14 protein-coding genes and 1 other annotated feature are annotated in these 15,188 nt (G+C 42.5%); of the genes, 1 reads left to right on the top strand and 13 read right to left on the bottom strand.

Annotated features, from left to right (window positions below; genetic code table 11):
- Positions 1-125: 125 nt before the first annotated feature.
- The 10 genes from G4D54_01770 to G4D54_01725 all read right to left on the bottom strand — a co-directional run bounded on the left by G4D54_01770 (position 126) and on the right by G4D54_01725 (position 10,375).
- Entirely contained in the window at positions 126-1,643 is a 1,518-nt protein-coding gene (locus tag G4D54_01770; GenBank protein ID QJA01231.1) for a hypothetical protein, read from the bottom strand.
- Entirely contained in the window at positions 1,603-2,496 is an 894-nt protein-coding gene (locus G4D54_01765; GenBank protein QJA01230.1) for an ABC transporter ATP-binding protein, read from the bottom strand. Before G4D54_01765 ends, G4D54_01770 begins: the two co-directional genes overlap by 41 nt.
- Complete coding sequence (locus tag G4D54_01760; protein ID QJA01229.1) at positions 2,489-2,863, bottom strand: GntR family transcriptional regulator; 375 nt, start codon at positions 2,861-2,863, stop codon at positions 2,489-2,491. The genes G4D54_01765 and G4D54_01760 overlap by 8 nt, the downstream gene beginning before the upstream one ends.
- A 260-nt stretch (positions 2,864-3,123) precedes the next feature.
- Positions 3,124-4,185 (bottom strand): DUF2185 domain-containing protein, encoded by a 1,062-nt coding sequence (locus G4D54_01755; protein QJA01228.1) that lies wholly within the window; start codon positions 4,183-4,185, stop codon positions 3,124-3,126.
- A gap of 199 nt (positions 4,186-4,384) precedes the next feature.
- Entirely contained in the window at positions 4,385-4,915 is a 531-nt protein-coding gene (locus tag G4D54_01750) for a MerR family transcriptional regulator (protein QJA01227.1), read from the bottom strand.
- On the bottom strand, positions 4,915-5,460 hold the full coding sequence (locus G4D54_01745; protein ID QJA01226.1) for a MerR family transcriptional regulator: 546 nt from the start codon (positions 5,458-5,460) through the stop codon (positions 4,915-4,917). The genes G4D54_01750 and G4D54_01745 overlap by 1 nt, the downstream gene beginning before the upstream one ends.
- An 83-nt stretch (positions 5,461-5,543) precedes the next feature.
- On the bottom strand, positions 5,544-6,320 hold the full coding sequence (locus G4D54_01740) for a MurR/RpiR family transcriptional regulator (protein QJA01225.1): 777 nt from the start codon (positions 6,318-6,320) through the stop codon (positions 5,544-5,546).
- Between the two features lie 170 nt (positions 6,321-6,490).
- Positions 6,491-7,816 (bottom strand): 6-phospho-alpha-glucosidase, encoded by a 1,326-nt coding sequence (locus tag G4D54_01735; protein QJA01224.1) that lies wholly within the window; start codon positions 7,814-7,816, stop codon positions 6,491-6,493.
- A gap of 56 nt (positions 7,817-7,872) precedes the next feature.
- Positions 7,873-9,447, bottom strand: coding sequence for a PTS transporter subunit EIIC (locus G4D54_01730; GenBank protein QJA01223.1), 1,575 nt, complete (start codon positions 9,445-9,447; stop codon positions 7,873-7,875).
- A 613-nt stretch (positions 9,448-10,060) separates the two neighbouring features.
- A complete protein-coding gene (locus tag G4D54_01725; protein ID QJA01222.1) occupies positions 10,061-10,375 on the bottom strand; it encodes a hypothetical protein in 315 nt (104 codons plus the stop codon).
- Between the two features lie 288 nt (positions 10,376-10,663).
- On the opposite strand from G4D54_01725, the gene G4D54_01720 reads away from it, so the two are divergent.
- Complete coding sequence (locus tag G4D54_01720) at positions 10,664-11,200, top strand: flavodoxin family protein (GenBank protein ID QJA01221.1); 537 nt, start codon at positions 10,664-10,666, stop codon at positions 11,198-11,200.
- A 130-nt stretch (positions 11,201-11,330) separates the two neighbouring features.
- On the opposite strand, the gene G4D54_01715 is transcribed toward G4D54_01720, so the two are convergent.
- From G4D54_01715 to metG, 3 genes are all read right to left on the bottom strand, one after another.
- Entirely contained in the window at positions 11,331-11,837 is a 507-nt protein-coding gene (locus G4D54_01715) for a hypothetical protein (GenBank protein QJA01220.1), read from the bottom strand.
- Positions 11,838-12,455: 618 nt separating this feature from the next.
- On the bottom strand, positions 12,456-12,647 hold the full coding sequence (locus G4D54_01710; GenBank protein ID QJA01219.1) for a hypothetical protein: 192 nt from the start codon (positions 12,645-12,647) through the stop codon (positions 12,456-12,458).
- Positions 12,648-14,621 carry a methionine--tRNA ligase gene (gene metG, locus G4D54_01705; protein QJA01218.1) on the bottom strand — a complete coding sequence of 658 codons (1,974 nt, stop codon included), beginning with the start codon at positions 14,619-14,621 and terminating at the stop codon, positions 12,648-12,650.
- 34 nt (positions 14,622-14,655) lie between these two features.
- Positions 14,656-14,863: a binding site (T-box leader), on the bottom strand.
- Positions 14,864-15,188: the final 325 nt, after the last annotated feature.

Genomic DNA, 15,188 nt, shown 5'->3' with positions numbered 1-15,188 from the left:
TCTATTATGCAATAGAACCCCTTTCATCCAACAGCAAAGCCTTCCTTTTGTGGTAAAAGAATGACTTTTTTTCTTCATACTTTCTATGAACAACAAGAAAGATTTTCTTACTTTCAGCTCATTTCTCAATGCTGCATAACAGAGAATTTTTCCGTATGCTTCAGCTCTTCCATCAGCTTTTGTAGATAGTCCTTATTCTTTTTATTCATTTTTAGTGTATAGTTTCGAGAAACCTGAAAGTTATCCTGCTTGATATAGGAAATGCTGATATAAAACGCATTATCATAAAAGTACTCCTTCACACTCCTAGTACTGACTTCCTTTTGCACATCCAGCAGATCTTTCATGGATTCCTCATCCTGAACAGAAGTACCATATCCATCATAATATTCTTTATTCTTCGCATCATAGAACTGCATAGCGGAATCATTTTCAATAGAAGATGAATTCACATCAATATTTACACGCTTCATATCTGTCAGCGATGGAAATTCCTTTACCATCCCCAGCCCTTTTGTCTGCGTATACATATAGCTAAAGCCGAAAGTTCCGATATAAAGCAATGCAAATACGATTACGTGAAGCTTTTTTATCTGTATCTTTCGATTGGAGAAGAATATCATACAAAAATATGCAACCAGTATAATCAGGCTGGGAACAACGACACCGCCATTGATATTCATGACGAATAAAACCATACAGAAGGTGATAACCGTGATAATCACCGGGTATCCGAATAAGGTAACAGTTCGCTGCTCTGCATCCTCAGGCTTTCTATCCACAAAGGATTTCCAGCCAAACCAGAAGCATAGCACACCGATGACTCCCCAATATAGAAAGTACAGCCAGTTAAATGCGTTTATCAGAGTATCAATTCTATGCATTTCCGACGCCATGGAAGCTATCATATTAAATAGAAAGGCATAAATTGTGCTCGGCATGGAAAGCAGCATCTGGATCATTCCCATATTGATAAATTCACTTGGTGATGCGCCGATATCTCCAAGAATTGTCGTTATCTGATTACTAAAGAAAATCGTCGCGGAAAGCATGACAATAAACGGCATGACAACGTAAGCACCGTTGACAAGAATACTGTCAATCAGATTGTTGCATTTCACGCTTAAAAAGGTGAAAATGGAATACTGAATCAAAAGCAGGATGGATAAACCGAGAAAGAAGATTAACGGTATCAGCATATAGAGCGGTCTCTCCCGATATCCGAGCCCCAGCATTATAAAGTAGCCCAGAAGATAGTTCATCAGCAACGGGACCAGTACGACAAGCAGCCCGCTGATATAGTTGTATAGAAACAGATGCTTTCTTTGTATCGGTAAAGAGAAGTACATCTCATGACTTCTTTTCTTATACAAATAGCGAAAATTATATATTGGTAACAAATATGACAGGATACAGCCTCCAGCACAGGTTGCCGCTCCCAGAGCAATGAAGCCCATATAGAAGGTATCCAGTGAATACGGGTCGCGCGGCAGTCCCATATAATTAAAGGTAAAGAATGGCATTATCAGAAACAGAATGATAAAAACCAGTATCAACAGCCGTTTATTGCTGTTTACATAATAGCGCAGATAGGCCTTAAAATCATTCATCATAAACACCATACCCCTTCTTTTCCATTTCATAGATGAAGACCTCCTCCAGATTGACATTCAGCACTTCCATCATCAGAGGGTCCATCGTATTCAAATAATTTTTAATTTTTTCAATATCTCCCTTAACAACCAGATTCACTACACGCGACTGCACATGCATCGACAGCAAATCCAGTGCCTTAAAATCATCTTCACGTTTTTCTTCTTTAAACGCAAGCTGAATCTTGTGGATATTTTCCTTCGTTTCATCCACATAGCCGGCAGTTCGAATCGTATTATCCTCCAAGATACCGAATGTATCGCAAATATCCTCCAGCTCACGCAGATTATGACTGGATATGATTACAGTCATTTCCTTTTCCTCGATCATTTTACTGATTGCCCGTTTAAAGGTCAGCCGCATCACCGGATCCAGACCGTCAAATGCCTCGTCAAGAAACAGATATTTTGGTGAAATTGCAAGTGCCAGAACGATAAAGGACTGACGCTTCATACCCTTGGAGAAATTCTTCAGTGTCTTATTTTCATCCAGCTTAAAGATAGCACGATATTTCTCGTAGATTTCATCATTGAGATTTGGATACCATACACGGTAAAATTCCTTCATATCCTTTAACGTGGCATTAAAGAAATAAAACGGATCATCACTGATCAACAGAATATCACGTTTCACTTTGGGATTATCAAATACCCTTTCATCATCAATACAGATACATCCCAGATCCGGCTTCATAATACCGGCCATGATTTTCAGAAGTGTGGATTTACCTGAACCATTGGGACCGATCAGACCAAAAACACTGCCGCTGTGAATATCCAGGTTTACATCCATCAGCACGGTCTTTTCTTTAAATTTCTTTGTCAGTGACCTGATTTTAAGCATGATCCTTTCCCTCCTCATATACGGAATCCACCACTTTATAGAGCGCTTCCTTTTCGATATGATGCTGCTTCATATCAAGAACTGTTCCCTTAAAGTCCTTCAGCTTTTCTTCCTGTATCAGCTTATCGGATTCATTGTCTGCCACAAAGCATCCCTTTCCTTTCTCCGAATAAATATATCCATGCTCCTCCAGCTCCTGATAGGCTTTGGCAACCGTGTTGGGATTTACACCGATCTGCGAAGCCATGGCACGGACAGAGGGAAGTTTGTCGTTTGGTGACAGAATACCAATTGTAATAAACTCCAGTATTTGCTTTTTCAGCTGTTCAAATATCGGAAGTTTGCTTTGCGTGTCAATTACAAACATCAATTGCACCTCCAGTGCATTAGTGTACTAACTACAGTAATACACTATCATGGTATTCGTATTCTGTCAATAACAACTATATCGGATATCTGTTTTCTCAAACTATTTATGACTATACCGGTTACCATAGGACCAAATGAATATGAAGAAAAAGGTCCGGACAATCTGAATTCAGATCATGTCCAAACCTTATGTTTGGTATAAGTTATATAGCAGATATACAGTAAACAGAGTGTGAATTTCCATAAAAACAGCTGTTATTAATTCTGCTTTTCCTCTTTTTCAAGCTTTCCTTCCCGATTGCGCACAATCACCGTACCAACCGGCTCGTCAAGAAACGGGATGATTTCAGGATCATAATTGCATACGGTATTTAAAGCGAAAACCTGCGTATGTTCAATATCATCAATATACTCCTGTGTTTCATCTCCGGCGAAGATTCTCCAGCCGCTGTCCGGATTGTCTTTGGAGGGCTCCTCGCGTACCATATAACAGATGGCATCCTGATCTATGCTGACACGATCCGTCACAAAGCAGCCCAACGTGCTGTTAAACAGCTTTTTCCCTTCTTTAATGCCCGGGAAATACTTCTTTCCCTCCAGCCAGGAATAGCGGTTCCATACATTGGTACGATTTTCAAAAAACAGCTTTTCAATCGCCTGCAGCTCATTTTGAAACATCATACTTCCATAATCGTTGTTCATCCCGGAGCTGCGGAACATGAAATAACACCCTCCGCACAGATAACTGAGCGCATATTCCTCCCAGCTGTCAAACTGCCGGAATGCACGGGTTCCGATATCCTGCAGCATCATGTCCGCCGTTTCCCGATCCAGAATGTCCACTGCATAGCATTCCCGTATCATGCGGACACATTCTCCATAATCAAAGCCGGCAAAGCCCTGTTCCTTCAGGAACGGGTAAAACTGCTTCGCAAAGGTTTTGCAGCCCTCAAAGAACAGCCTTGCTTTTTCATCCAGCTCTTCCAAATCGAACTGAGGCTCATCCCTCCAGAAGCCCAGAAACTGCTCGTACTGCCATTGCACATTATCATTCAAAAAGGCTTTGATTGCCCTGATTGCACTCTCTTTATCGGTGATTTCAAACTGTTCCTTCAGATGCTTTCGCAATGCCTCACGGTTGATGTTTTCACCTACCTCAAGCGTTACCAGATCGTATCCGTTTAAAATTGAAGGTATTCCGGACAACAGAATTTCAAATTCTTCTCTTTGTATAGCGACCTTGCCCTCAAGGCGTTTGGTCTTCATCTTTTTTTCCAGCTGATGCAGCAGCTTGATATAGGTAATTTTTTTCTGTGACATATCCTTCGTCTCCTTGTATGATCAATATCACTATTATACAACAGTTTACCCGGTAGGGAAACGACGGATGTATAAGATTATCTTCGTATTCAGCTTAGCCTCTGCATGAATACGAAATCGTTCCGAATTTGAATATGAATAAGCCCATTGCCGCTTTCCATATCTTTCTATCAAAGCATCTGAATTATGATTTATTGCCCTATGGGAATAGAAGGGTTGCACATTCTGCGATAAGTGCAGCAATACAGAGGGCATCCAATATGTAAAATATCAAAATGATCACCTTGAGCAGCGTCATATTACGCAGCAGCGCAACCAGATGTGTTGTCAGTGAATACGGATGATCCGTAGTTTGCAGTGATAAAATTTCCGTATAGTCGCCGGGATTCCACTCCTTAGACTGCCGGATATGAAACAATATGTCATCCACCTGCATCTGATTTTTAAGTAAAGCATCCTTGGATATCATAAGCTGTTCCTTTTTCTGTTCCAGCAGAATCAACAGCTGTTCCCGATCCATGACTCCCTGCTGAAGCTTTGTGATTTCCTCTAGACTTAGGCCCAGTACCTTCCATGCAAGGATACATTTCAGTTTTTTCTTTGCTGCTTCATCATACACACGAATGCGCCCCTGATAACCGCTGGGCTTCAAAAGATCAATCTGATCATAATACTGTAGTGTCCGTACACTGATATTGCAGGAATCCGCAAGCTCACGTATGGTAATCATTACAGAATTCCTCCCTTCTCCAGCCATGCAAACACCAGTACAATTACAAGAATCGCACAAAACAGCCGTGTGGAAATAACCGCATGCCGATAGGTCTTTCTGCTGCATCGATAGTTATAAATCTGATAGATGGAATTCCACTTCCAGATCAGCATCCCCTCCATACAATCATCGTCATGCTGTTCATCCGATACCGCTGCAGTGATATCAAATTCCTCATGCTGCCGGATCGCATGTATAACATTGTTTACAGCCCTCAGCTGTTCCTGCTTTTCCTCCAGCTTTTGATTCAGCTGCTTTTTATGTGTCATAAGCAGCTCCTTCAAACATTTTTCACTGCTGCCATGCAACAGCTGCTGAATCTGTTCCAGAGAAAACCCAAGTCCACGATAATAGCTGATACATTGCAGCCGCACTACATCTTCTTTATTATACATTCGATTTCCCTGTATCCTATCCGGATGCAGGAGTCCTTTTTCCCCATACAGACGAATCGCTTTTCTGCTTAAATGACAGCGTTCGCACACCTCATGAATCTGATACATATTCTTCACCTCTTCCCCTATTGTAGACTATTCCCCTGCGTCACCCGCAAGAGTTTTCAAAGAAAAAACCGCCATATTTGCGGTTATCGTATTCCTATACCATCCTGCTTCTGTTTATATTGGGAATAGCGCAGAAACAGCAGCTCTGCCAATACAAAATACAGATTTGCCGCCTCATGCAGAATATGATTGCCAATCATCACCTGTGAGGTTGTGATGTAGATGCTTTTCGTGCATTTATGAGCGAGCTCATTATTTTTCAGTCGCGTCATGGATATCGTTTTGATGCTTCTTAGACGAAGCTGAGAAGCAAACTCATTGATCAGCTCCCCTTCTCCGCGCAGGGAAATCAGAATCACAACATCATCACGGCTCAAGAAGGGCAGAACCATTTCCGTTTCCTTTTCGCCGGATAGAACATAGACAAATTCTCCGCAATATAAAAACATACGCTGCAGCTCCCTTGCCACAGAATCCTGCAAGGCTCCTGTTCCATATACGAATATGCGTCCAGAGTGATACAGCATTTCACAGATATCCGTGAAATCACGCTCCCGCAGCTCATCAATGGCGTATTTGCTTGTATCACATACATGCTCAATCAGATGCTCATCAATCACCATATCCCCGGATGGCCGGTTTTCCCAGCTCAGATATACCTTCAATTCACTGTATCCCTTCAGCGACAGCTTCTGGGCAAAGCGCAGGATCGTCGTTTTGGAAACATGGCAGCGCTGTGCAAGCTCAACGATAGACAGATTCTGACATTCCTTTCCATGCGCCTGTATATAGTCCCAAATGTACAGGTCATTGGAGGACAGCTCCTTATAATGCTGATTGACTAGCTCTGCAAGTTTCATGATCCTTCACCTCATTCTCTACGATTATATCATGAATTCCATCATAAACCAGCAATTCTGAAAAAGATCACAGCATTCCCACGCAGTTACAGCAAAAAAACACCCGTATGCATAAGCGTATGCAACCACGGGTGTTCTCTTCTATAATCTATAACATAAGTTTCAGATTCTTATTTTAATTCCGGCCAGTAATCCTTATTCGCCTCGATCAGATCATCCAGAATCGCTTTTGCGACGCTTGCACTTGGTACCATGCGACTCAGTGTCAGGGCCTGCCACAGCTTCTGATAGCTCTGTTCCGCCCATGCTTCCACAACCAGCTTTTCCACAGCGACCTGCTGCTCCATCAATCCCTTCTGGAACCGTGGAATATCCCCGATGCACAGCGCCTGCGGTCCATCGCTTCCCACCAGACAAGGCACCTCAACCATTGCAGTCGGGTCAAAGTTTTGTACAGCACCGTTGTTTTCCACAATCAGCAGCATTTTTTCCTTCGTATTGTATGCCAGTGCACATGCCAGATCGACAATATAGGATGCATGCTCATCAATATGCAGATCCGCTCCCTCACTGCTCTGTGCCTCTGCTATCTTGCGGCATTCTCCGAATACGAATTTTTCACGGCCATCCATAACCTGGTTGGCACGGGTATAGGCAGGATCGGTATGTTCCACTACATAATCCGGGTAGAAGTAATATTTCAGATAGGTGTTCGGCAGGGTATCCGGATCCAGTGCATAGACATCTCTTGCCTTGCGGAAGGTATCTGTCCAGCTGTCATCCGTGTGCTGATACATCTGTGCTTCCACACAGTATCCCTTTTCTTTGATATGTTCCTTTAATACAGGCATCAGATCATTTCCCGCATGATCCTTAATACTCGTCCACCATCCGAAATGGTTCAGTCCGTAATAGGAGATGTCCATATCCTTTCTGGAATCCAGATGCAGGATTTCCGCCATATGACGTTCAATGCCGATTGGCATATCACAGATATTGAGAATACGGGAATCCGGGCGCAGCTTTCTTGTCGCCTCCGCTACGATTGCGGCAGGATTGGAATAGTTCAGCATCCATGCCTGCGGTGAATATTTCTCCATGTAGTCAACCAGCTCCAGCATCGCACCGATGGAACGCATACCGTAAGCAATTCCTCCAGGTCCACAGGTTTCCTGTCCGACGACATTATATTTCATCGGTATTTTCTCATCCAGCTCACGCATTGCATATTTTCCCGCACGAATATGTGCCATGACGAAGTCTACATCCGTAAAGGCTGTTTCCGGATCGGTAGTTGCCAGAAAGCTGATCTCCGGATTCCGCTCACGAATCAGGACCTCGCATGCATCCGCAACAATTTTCTGACGCTCTGCATCATTGTCATAAAACTTGATAGAACGAAGCGGAAAGCGGTCCAGATGGCTCAGCAGCATCAAAACGATACCCGGTGTATAGGTGCTTCCTCCACCTGCAATCAGTATTGAAAATTTCTTCATATCAGTATCCTCCTTTATCAGCCTTTGTTAAGGGCTGTCGTAATAAACTATACTCGTTATTCTCTTCCAAGCAGAAGCTCTGCCTGTTCTCTTACCTTTGGTACATCCAGACCGATGATGACCTGAATGGAGGTGCCGTTTTTCACAAGGCCGATTGCCCCGTATTTCTTAAACTCTTCCAGGCTCTGTACCGCCTTTTCATCCTTAACAAGCAGACGCAGGCGTGTCGCACAGTTGCTGATTTCCAGAATGTTATCTCCACCGCCAAGGGCAGCTATAATGCCCTTCACATCAAAACGGTCACTGCCAAAGCTTTGTTTCTCATCCTTTAATGCCTTGTACTCATCCTTTGTCAGCAGCTTGGTATCTTCATCCACCGCTTCCCTTCCCGGTGTTGCATAATTGAATTTCAGAATCATGAATTTGAATACAAAGTAGTAAATCGCGGTAAAGGCAACACCGATGACAAGCATCCAGACATACATCATTTCATGATTTTTAAACAGTGGTATCAGATTCAGGAAGATGATGTTGGGAATACCCTGACCGAAGTTTCCTATGACCCCGAACAGCAGCATGACCACCGCAAGCAGTGCGGACAGTACTGAATAGACAACGTACAGCACAGGCGCCACAAACAGGAAGGTGAATTCCAGCGGCTCAGTAATCCCGGTCATCATCGCGGTCAGACAGGCTGGCACCATCAGTGCGACAACCATCTTCCGTTTTTCAGGACGTGCTGTTTTATAGAAGGCAAGGGCAACACCGATGACACCAAAGATTTTCGCAAGCTCTCCGTTGGAGAAGCCGCCAAGCGGATACAGCTCAATCAGCGGCTTGGAGGAGTTGACGAAATCCGGCAGATGCTGTGCCCAGTAGGATATCGTACCACCATCCACAATAACGTTATCAAACAGAACCGGTGCATAGATAAAGTGATGAACACCGAATGGCAGCAGCAGCTTCTGTAACAGATTATATGTGAACAGACCGGCAGCACCACTCGCCTTGAAGAAGCCCTGCAGACCCAATAAGGCGGATTGAACATGCGGCCATACAAGTGCAATGAGAATTGCGACAGGAATCATGACGAAGAAGCCGATCATGACAACAAAGGCAGATCCCTTGAAGACATCGAGATAATCCGGAAGCTCCTTGTCATAGAATTTATTGTGCAGATAAATGGCAATACCCGCAATCAGGATAGCTCCAATCATTCCGGTATCCAGCGTTTTGATACCGGCGATCATGGCAAGTCCACTGGTACCTCCCACCTCCGCGGCAAAGTCAAAGCCCAGTGAAGAACCGAACTGGTTTAAAAATTCACTGACAAAGTAGTTGAACGTGATATAGATCACAAAGGTTTCCATGCACGCTCTGGCATTCTGCTTTTTCGCAAGCGCAATCGGCAGAGAAACTGCGAACAGGACTGGCAGCTGATTGAACACGGTATTCGCACCGGCACTGATCATTGCCCAGAATTTGTACCATATAGACTCCGGATTCGCCAGATCCCCCATGATCTGCGGATTCATACAGGTCGTCGCAAGACCGACCATGATTCCGGCAAAGGCAAACAGCAGCACCGGTGTAAACATGGCCCCTCCAAATTTTTGAGTCTTCTGTTTCATAACATCCTCCAATTCTCCCAATTACATGTAAAGGTTTTCATTAACACCGCTATTGTATCGTAAAAGGCTTACCATCCACAAGCAATCCGGTTCGTTTCGTTCCAAGGTGACAGAAGTAGGAATTTTTCCCTTTTTACAGGAAATTTCCCAGAGAATCGTTTATGGGTCAGACGGTTATGGAGTGGCACCGGCAGCTATTGATGTTTACAGCGATTTTCATATCACACAGATATATGAAAAACCGCAGATGATTTCTGCGGCTTTTCATAGATTCCCTATGTATTCGTATACTGATTATCTGCTTTTTGGAAATACGTGGCGCATCGCCTTGTATCCAACACCAACCAGAAAGGCAGTGGCAAGCAGAACGGACATCGTTTTTTGTGTCATGCATTCAGCCTCCTTTTGTTAATAACAGTATATCGTAGAAAGCTTATCCATACCATACGATTTCCTTACCCTTCCCTTACAGTTTTGTCATGCTTTTTCTTAACGTTTACGAAACATGTGGTTTCTTATGTCATTTCCCTTCGGATAAGATGAAGAAACTGTCTGCTTGCTATCCTCCTGCAAAATACCAATCTGTGAAAAATAAAATTTCAGAAACAAATAATCACTCCATCGTACCTACAATATCCGTATAGTATATAATTTCTTTTCCTAAAGCTCTTGCGAACTCAATTTCACCTTGTGTACTGCTTCCTATGTAATGATCAATATCCACAACAAGGATTGCATCGGAGATACGTATCCTTTCCTTATGCATGTTACCAAGCAGCTCCCTTTCTTCTCCTGTATACACAGCTATATCTGAATTCGTCGGATATACAATACTTAACATACAATTTCCCTGCAATGTCATTTCCTCTGTGATTTTCATAATCTCATTCCTGAATTTCAGACTACCACATACCGTGATGATTTTCATGTTTTTCTCCTCGTTTTCGTTTTCATAAACTCTGCATTAAATGCTTTGCATTCCATATTCTTATTTTGTTTTTTAACTCATCTTAACTGCAGAAATCTATTTAATTACTGTTTTTATATTATATCGATATATCCATTATATAACAATATCTGTTGTTTCAATAATGGTTACATAGGATGATCAGATACAATCTTTTGATGAATATCCTATTTGGGTATTCTTTGACCGATTTACTTCCGTGACATGAAGTGGTATCATACATAATAAAGAGGAAAAGGAGCACAGATTATGAACATACTTGTTATCAACGGAAGTCCGCATGTGAAAGGCACTTCTGCACTACTGATGGAAGAGTTTATACGGGGAGCACAGGAAAAAGGACATGAAATCCATGTGTTTCATGCCGCCAGAGAGGATGTCCATCCATGCATTGCCTGTGATACATGCCGTAAGACCGGTAACGGATGCGTGTTTAAGGATGGAATGGAAAAGCTGAATCCAATGCTTGCGGATGCAGAGCTGGTTGTGTTTGTAACACCATTGTATTATTTCGGAATGAGTGCACAGATCAAAGCCGTATTCGACCGCTTCTATGCGAACAATACTGCATTACGGGAACAGCAGAAAAAAACCATTGTATTAGCTACCTGCGGCGATACGGAGGACTGGACATTTGATGCATTAAAGCACCACTTTGAAGATGCTTTCCGCTATATGCGGTGGACATGCATCGGCAGTGTGTATGCATTGGGAATGTATGTCAGAGAGGATATTGAGCAATCTGATTATCCGAGAGAGGCGTACGAGCTGGGACGCAGCTTATAAAGATTTAAAAGGGTGAACACCATATAAAAATGGGTTACCCTTTTTTATATGATGTTTTGAATTATGCAACATCAAAATAAATATGTAAGTAAAAGAGATAACGAAACATTTAAAGAACGATTACAATGAATTAGCCTTGTATCTTTATTTGATCTAGCACCGTTTTATTTAATTGCTCCTCGAATTGCTGTATCCTTTTCATCATTGTTTCACAGGGTATGGATTCACCATAAATCATATTGCTCATCGCCTTATAATCCTTTCCAAAATATGCGATAGCATTTTCCTTCGGTACCAGTTTGCAGCCGCCTTGTAATACTAAATCATATCGTGCCCAATTACATGGATAAAACTTCTTTTTGAAGGATACCACTCCAGACGGACAGATATTCCATGCATACTTCTCAGCAAGCTTTTCTGCCATAGCATTTGCCGAAGGATATCCATATTCATGTAAAACATTACTGTAGTATGGGATAGTATAATATCCACTGATAAGCCGGTATATTTTATTACTGCTGTATAGTCTGTGAAGAGGCATTTTAACTGCATCCGGATTGCTTATATCATAGAAATCACTGTTTGTGAAAATAGTGCCTTTGGGGGAGTTTTTCATCCGTTCTTCCATTTTCATCATAAGATTTTCTCCCACAACACATCACTCCTTGTTACAAAAATTACATGCTTTTAGTAACAAAATTACAATAGGTATTGTATATAAATGATATCTTTGAACATTATGCAGATATTATCAATTCAAACCTGTGAATGACTGTCCATCATTTTTCGAGTTAAGTATTGAGCTATCGAAAAAAGTGGAAATTAAAGAAATTAAAAATTTCGATATGTTGTTCCTAAGTATGTCAAGTCTAATTTATCTATACGGATAATACACAAAAAAGTTCTTCTTTTGAGAAAAGAGGATTTTTTAAAATTAGGATATTTTCGGCCTTTTGTGATAATTCATTAATGTACTTTGTGGTATTCAATTAATGTACTTTGTGCTTTTTCGTTAATGTATTTTGCGGTATTTCATTAAAGTGATTTGTGCTTAGCTGTTCCTGTTGCTTATGACAGCTATAAGTGAAATACACATCCTCCATTTCACAGTAATCCGGCAAAGCGATATGCAATTCCATACCCTCTAAAAGAAATACCATTCCATCACGGTAAAAAAATCCCGGTCTCCATATGTACGCATACAAAAAAAGACCCCATCTCTTATGACAGAAATGGAATCCTTCTTCATACTTTCTTATTTCTCTTTTTGCTCACGATATGCTTTCGTAAACAATACCAGACGTAAAATCCCAACAATCAGCAATGCCCCACCGATCACCGACAACACGATCTGATCACTGTCGATACCATAATAGATAAAGAAACAGGAAATCAGACATACGAATATAGCTGTCAGTAATGCAGGCAGTACCGTTTTTGTTTGCAATTAGCTCACCTTCGTTCCGTTTGGCAGATCCTTAACAATCGTTACAATATCCAGATCATCCGCATTGCTGGCACACAGAATCATGCCCTGACTCTCTACACCACGCAGCTTGACCGGCTTCAGATTGGTCACAACGATGACCTTCTTTCCGACAACATCCTCTGGTGAAAAGCTTGCGGCAATACCACTGACAATCTGGCGGGTTTCCTCACCCAGATCAATCTGTTCCACCAATAATCTGTCCGCCTTTGGATGCTTTTCGGCAGAGATAATCGTTCCAACCTTCAGCTCCACCTTTGTAAAATCCTCAATTCCGATTTGTTCAACAGGTGCATCTTCTTTCTTCGCTTCTTTTTTATCCGCCTTCTTTGCGGCTTTTTCTTCCTTCTTGCGGTCTGCTTCCAGTGTTTCCATAAACTCCTTCGCATCAATTCGTGCAAACAGAATTTCCGGCTTTCCTTCCACTGTATGCCCGCATTCCAGCATTCCAAACTCCTTCAGGCTGTCTGCATCACGCTCGGATGTGCTCAGCTCCTCAAGAATTTTCTCAGCGGTTTCCGGCATATAGCTGCTCAGCAGTACGGCAGAGAAACGGATACATTCCAGCAGGTTATACAGAACAGTTGCCAGACGATCCTTCTTCGCTTCATCCTTGCCAAGCACCCATGGCGTCGTTTCATCAATATACTTGTTGCAGCGCTTCAGCAGGGTAAAGATTTCATCAATCGCTTCTCCGACATGCAGGGTTTCCATTTTCTTTTCCACACGCTTCGGCGTATCCAGAGCAAGAGCAATCAGCTCCTTATCGATATCCTCCTGCTCCAGCGGATTGGAAATCACCCCGTTGAAGTATTTATTCTGCATGGAAATGGTACGGTTGACAAGATTTCCAAGAACATTGGCCAGATCAGAGTTTATACGCTCCACAACCAGATCCCAGGTAATCGTTCCATCCTGTGCAAACGGCATTTCATGCAGTACGAAATACCGCACGGCATCCACACCGAAGTAATGCACAAGCTCATCCGCATAGATGGCGTTTCCTTTGGATTTGGACATCTTTCCATCTCCAACCAGCAGCCATGGATGACCGAACACCTGCTTTGGTAGCTGCTCACCGAGTGCCATCAGCATAATTGGCCAGTAAATCGTATGGAAGCGCAGAATGTCCTTACCGATGATATGTACATCCGCAGGCCAGTATTTCCTATACAGATCCCCATGGTTTCCATCAGCGTCAAAGCCCAGTGATGTAATATAGTTGCTTAGGGCATCAATCCAGACATAGACAACATGTCCCGGGTCAAAATCAACAGGAATCCCCCATTTAAAGGATGTACGGGATACACACAGATCCTGCAGACCCGGCTTCAGGAAGTTGTTGATCATCTCATTCTTTCTGGATTCCGGCTGAATAAATTCCGGATGGTCTTCAATATGCTTGATCAGACGCGATGCATATTTCTGAAGATTGAAGAAGTATGCTTCCTCACTTGCTTTTTCCACAGGACGCCCGCAATCCGGACATTTTCCGTCAATCAGCTGACTTTCCGTCCAGAAGGATTCACACGGCGTACAATATAAGCCCTCATAGGTGCTCTTGTAAATATCGCCCTGTTCATACAGCTTCTTAAAGATCTTCTGGACCTGCTTTTCGTGATAGTCATCCGTCGTACGAACAAAGTAATCGTAGGATGTGTTCATCATATCAAAGTTTTTGCGCACAATTCCGGCAACTTTGTCGACAAATTCCTTCGGCGTTACACCGGCTTCCTTTGCCTTTTCCTCGATTTTCTGTCCATGCTCATCCGTACCTGTCTGGAAAAACACATCAAAGCCCTGCTGGCGCTTGTATCTTGCGATCGCATCTGTCAGTATGATTTCATACGTATTACCGATATGCGGTCTTCCCGATGTATAGGTAATCGCGGTTGTGATGTAGTATGGTTTTTTGTTCTTACATTCCTTACACATATTCATATCCTCCTTATATAAGAAAAAGCCCCCGCCAAAGGACGAAAGCTTCGTGTTACCACCTTTATTCATGCACGCATACACGTACACCTCATTTGCCGTTAACGCCGGCCTGCGGTTCTTCCTAATTATTCAGAAAAACGGTTCCAGGGCCATGTTCGCTTTTTCCTCATGAGAATTTACACCAGCCATTCTCTCTCTTCGCCTTGGATAAAAGCTACTCTTCCTGTCATTACCTTTGCAGTATCATTATATAGAATTCTTCCCGCAAAGACAAGGAAAAATACATAAAATAAAGGATTTCGCACAATAATGCATAGCCGAAACATCGCTCAGGGCCGCATGTCTCTATAAAAAGAGAAAGCTATTTGCAAGGTTTGTCCGTTTGCGAAATCACCGTAGGAAAAACATACTGCTTTTCCGTTTATTGATAAATAACGGAAATGGCTGTATACCCGACGGGTGTGCCATCAAAAAGGGCATACATCAACAAAGGTGTATGACTTTCAAGAAACCGGAAATCATAGCATTTTGCCATATCATATTTCATGTATCTATCGCTGTCAA

The sequence above is a fragment of the [Clostridium] innocuum genome, from assembly GCA_012317185.1.
Classification (GTDB): domain Bacteria; phylum Bacillota_I; class Bacilli_A; order Erysipelotrichales; family Erysipelotrichaceae; genus Clostridium_AQ; species Clostridium_AQ innocuum.
The sequence above is the reverse complement of the archived record's forward strand: the minus strand, read 5'-3'. Positions and strand labels throughout refer to the sequence as shown.

What these genes read in the sequence shown, in the direction of transcription:
- G4D54_01770 (QJA01231.1), bottom strand. Translation starts at nt 1,643, where the DNA reads ATGAAATGGAAAAGAAGGGGTATGGTGTTTATGATGAATGATTTTAAG.
- G4D54_01765 (QJA01230.1), bottom strand. Translation starts at nt 2,496, where the DNA reads ATGCTTAAAATCAGGTCACTGACAAAGAAATTTAAAGAAAAGACCGTG.
- G4D54_01760 (QJA01229.1), bottom strand. Translation starts at nt 2,863, where the DNA reads ATGTTTGTAATTGACACGCAAAGCAAACTTCCGATATTTGAACAGCTG.
- G4D54_01755 (QJA01228.1), bottom strand. Translation starts at nt 4,185, where the DNA reads ATGTCACAGAAAAAAATTACCTATATCAAGCTGCTGCATCAGCTGGAA.
- G4D54_01750 (QJA01227.1), bottom strand. Translation starts at nt 4,915, where the DNA reads ATGATTACCATACGTGAGCTTGCGGATTCCTGCAATATCAGTGTACGG.
- G4D54_01745 (QJA01226.1), bottom strand. Translation starts at nt 5,460, where the DNA reads ATGTATCAGATTCATGAGGTGTGCGAACGCTGTCATTTAAGCAGAAAA.
- G4D54_01740 (QJA01225.1), bottom strand. Translation starts at nt 6,320, where the DNA reads ATGAAACTTGCAGAGCTAGTCAATCAGCATTATAAGGAGCTGTCCTCC.
- G4D54_01735 (QJA01224.1), bottom strand. Translation starts at nt 7,816, where the DNA reads ATGAAGAAATTTTCAATACTGATTGCAGGTGGAGGAAGCACCTATACA.
- G4D54_01730 (QJA01223.1), bottom strand. Translation starts at nt 9,447, where the DNA reads ATGAAACAGAAGACTCAAAAATTTGGAGGGGCCATGTTTACACCGGTG.
- G4D54_01725 (QJA01222.1), bottom strand. Translation starts at nt 10,375, where the DNA reads ATGAAAATCATCACGGTATGTGGTAGTCTGAAATTCAGGAATGAGATT.
- G4D54_01720 (QJA01221.1), top strand. Translation starts at nt 10,664, where the DNA reads ATGAACATACTTGTTATCAACGGAAGTCCGCATGTGAAAGGCACTTCT.
- G4D54_01715 (QJA01220.1), bottom strand. Translation starts at nt 11,837, where the DNA reads ATGATGAAAATGGAAGAACGGATGAAAAACTCCCCCAAAGGCACTATT.
- metG (QJA01218.1), bottom strand. Translation starts at nt 14,621, where the DNA reads ATGTGTAAGGAATGTAAGAACAAAAAACCATACTACATCACAACCGCG.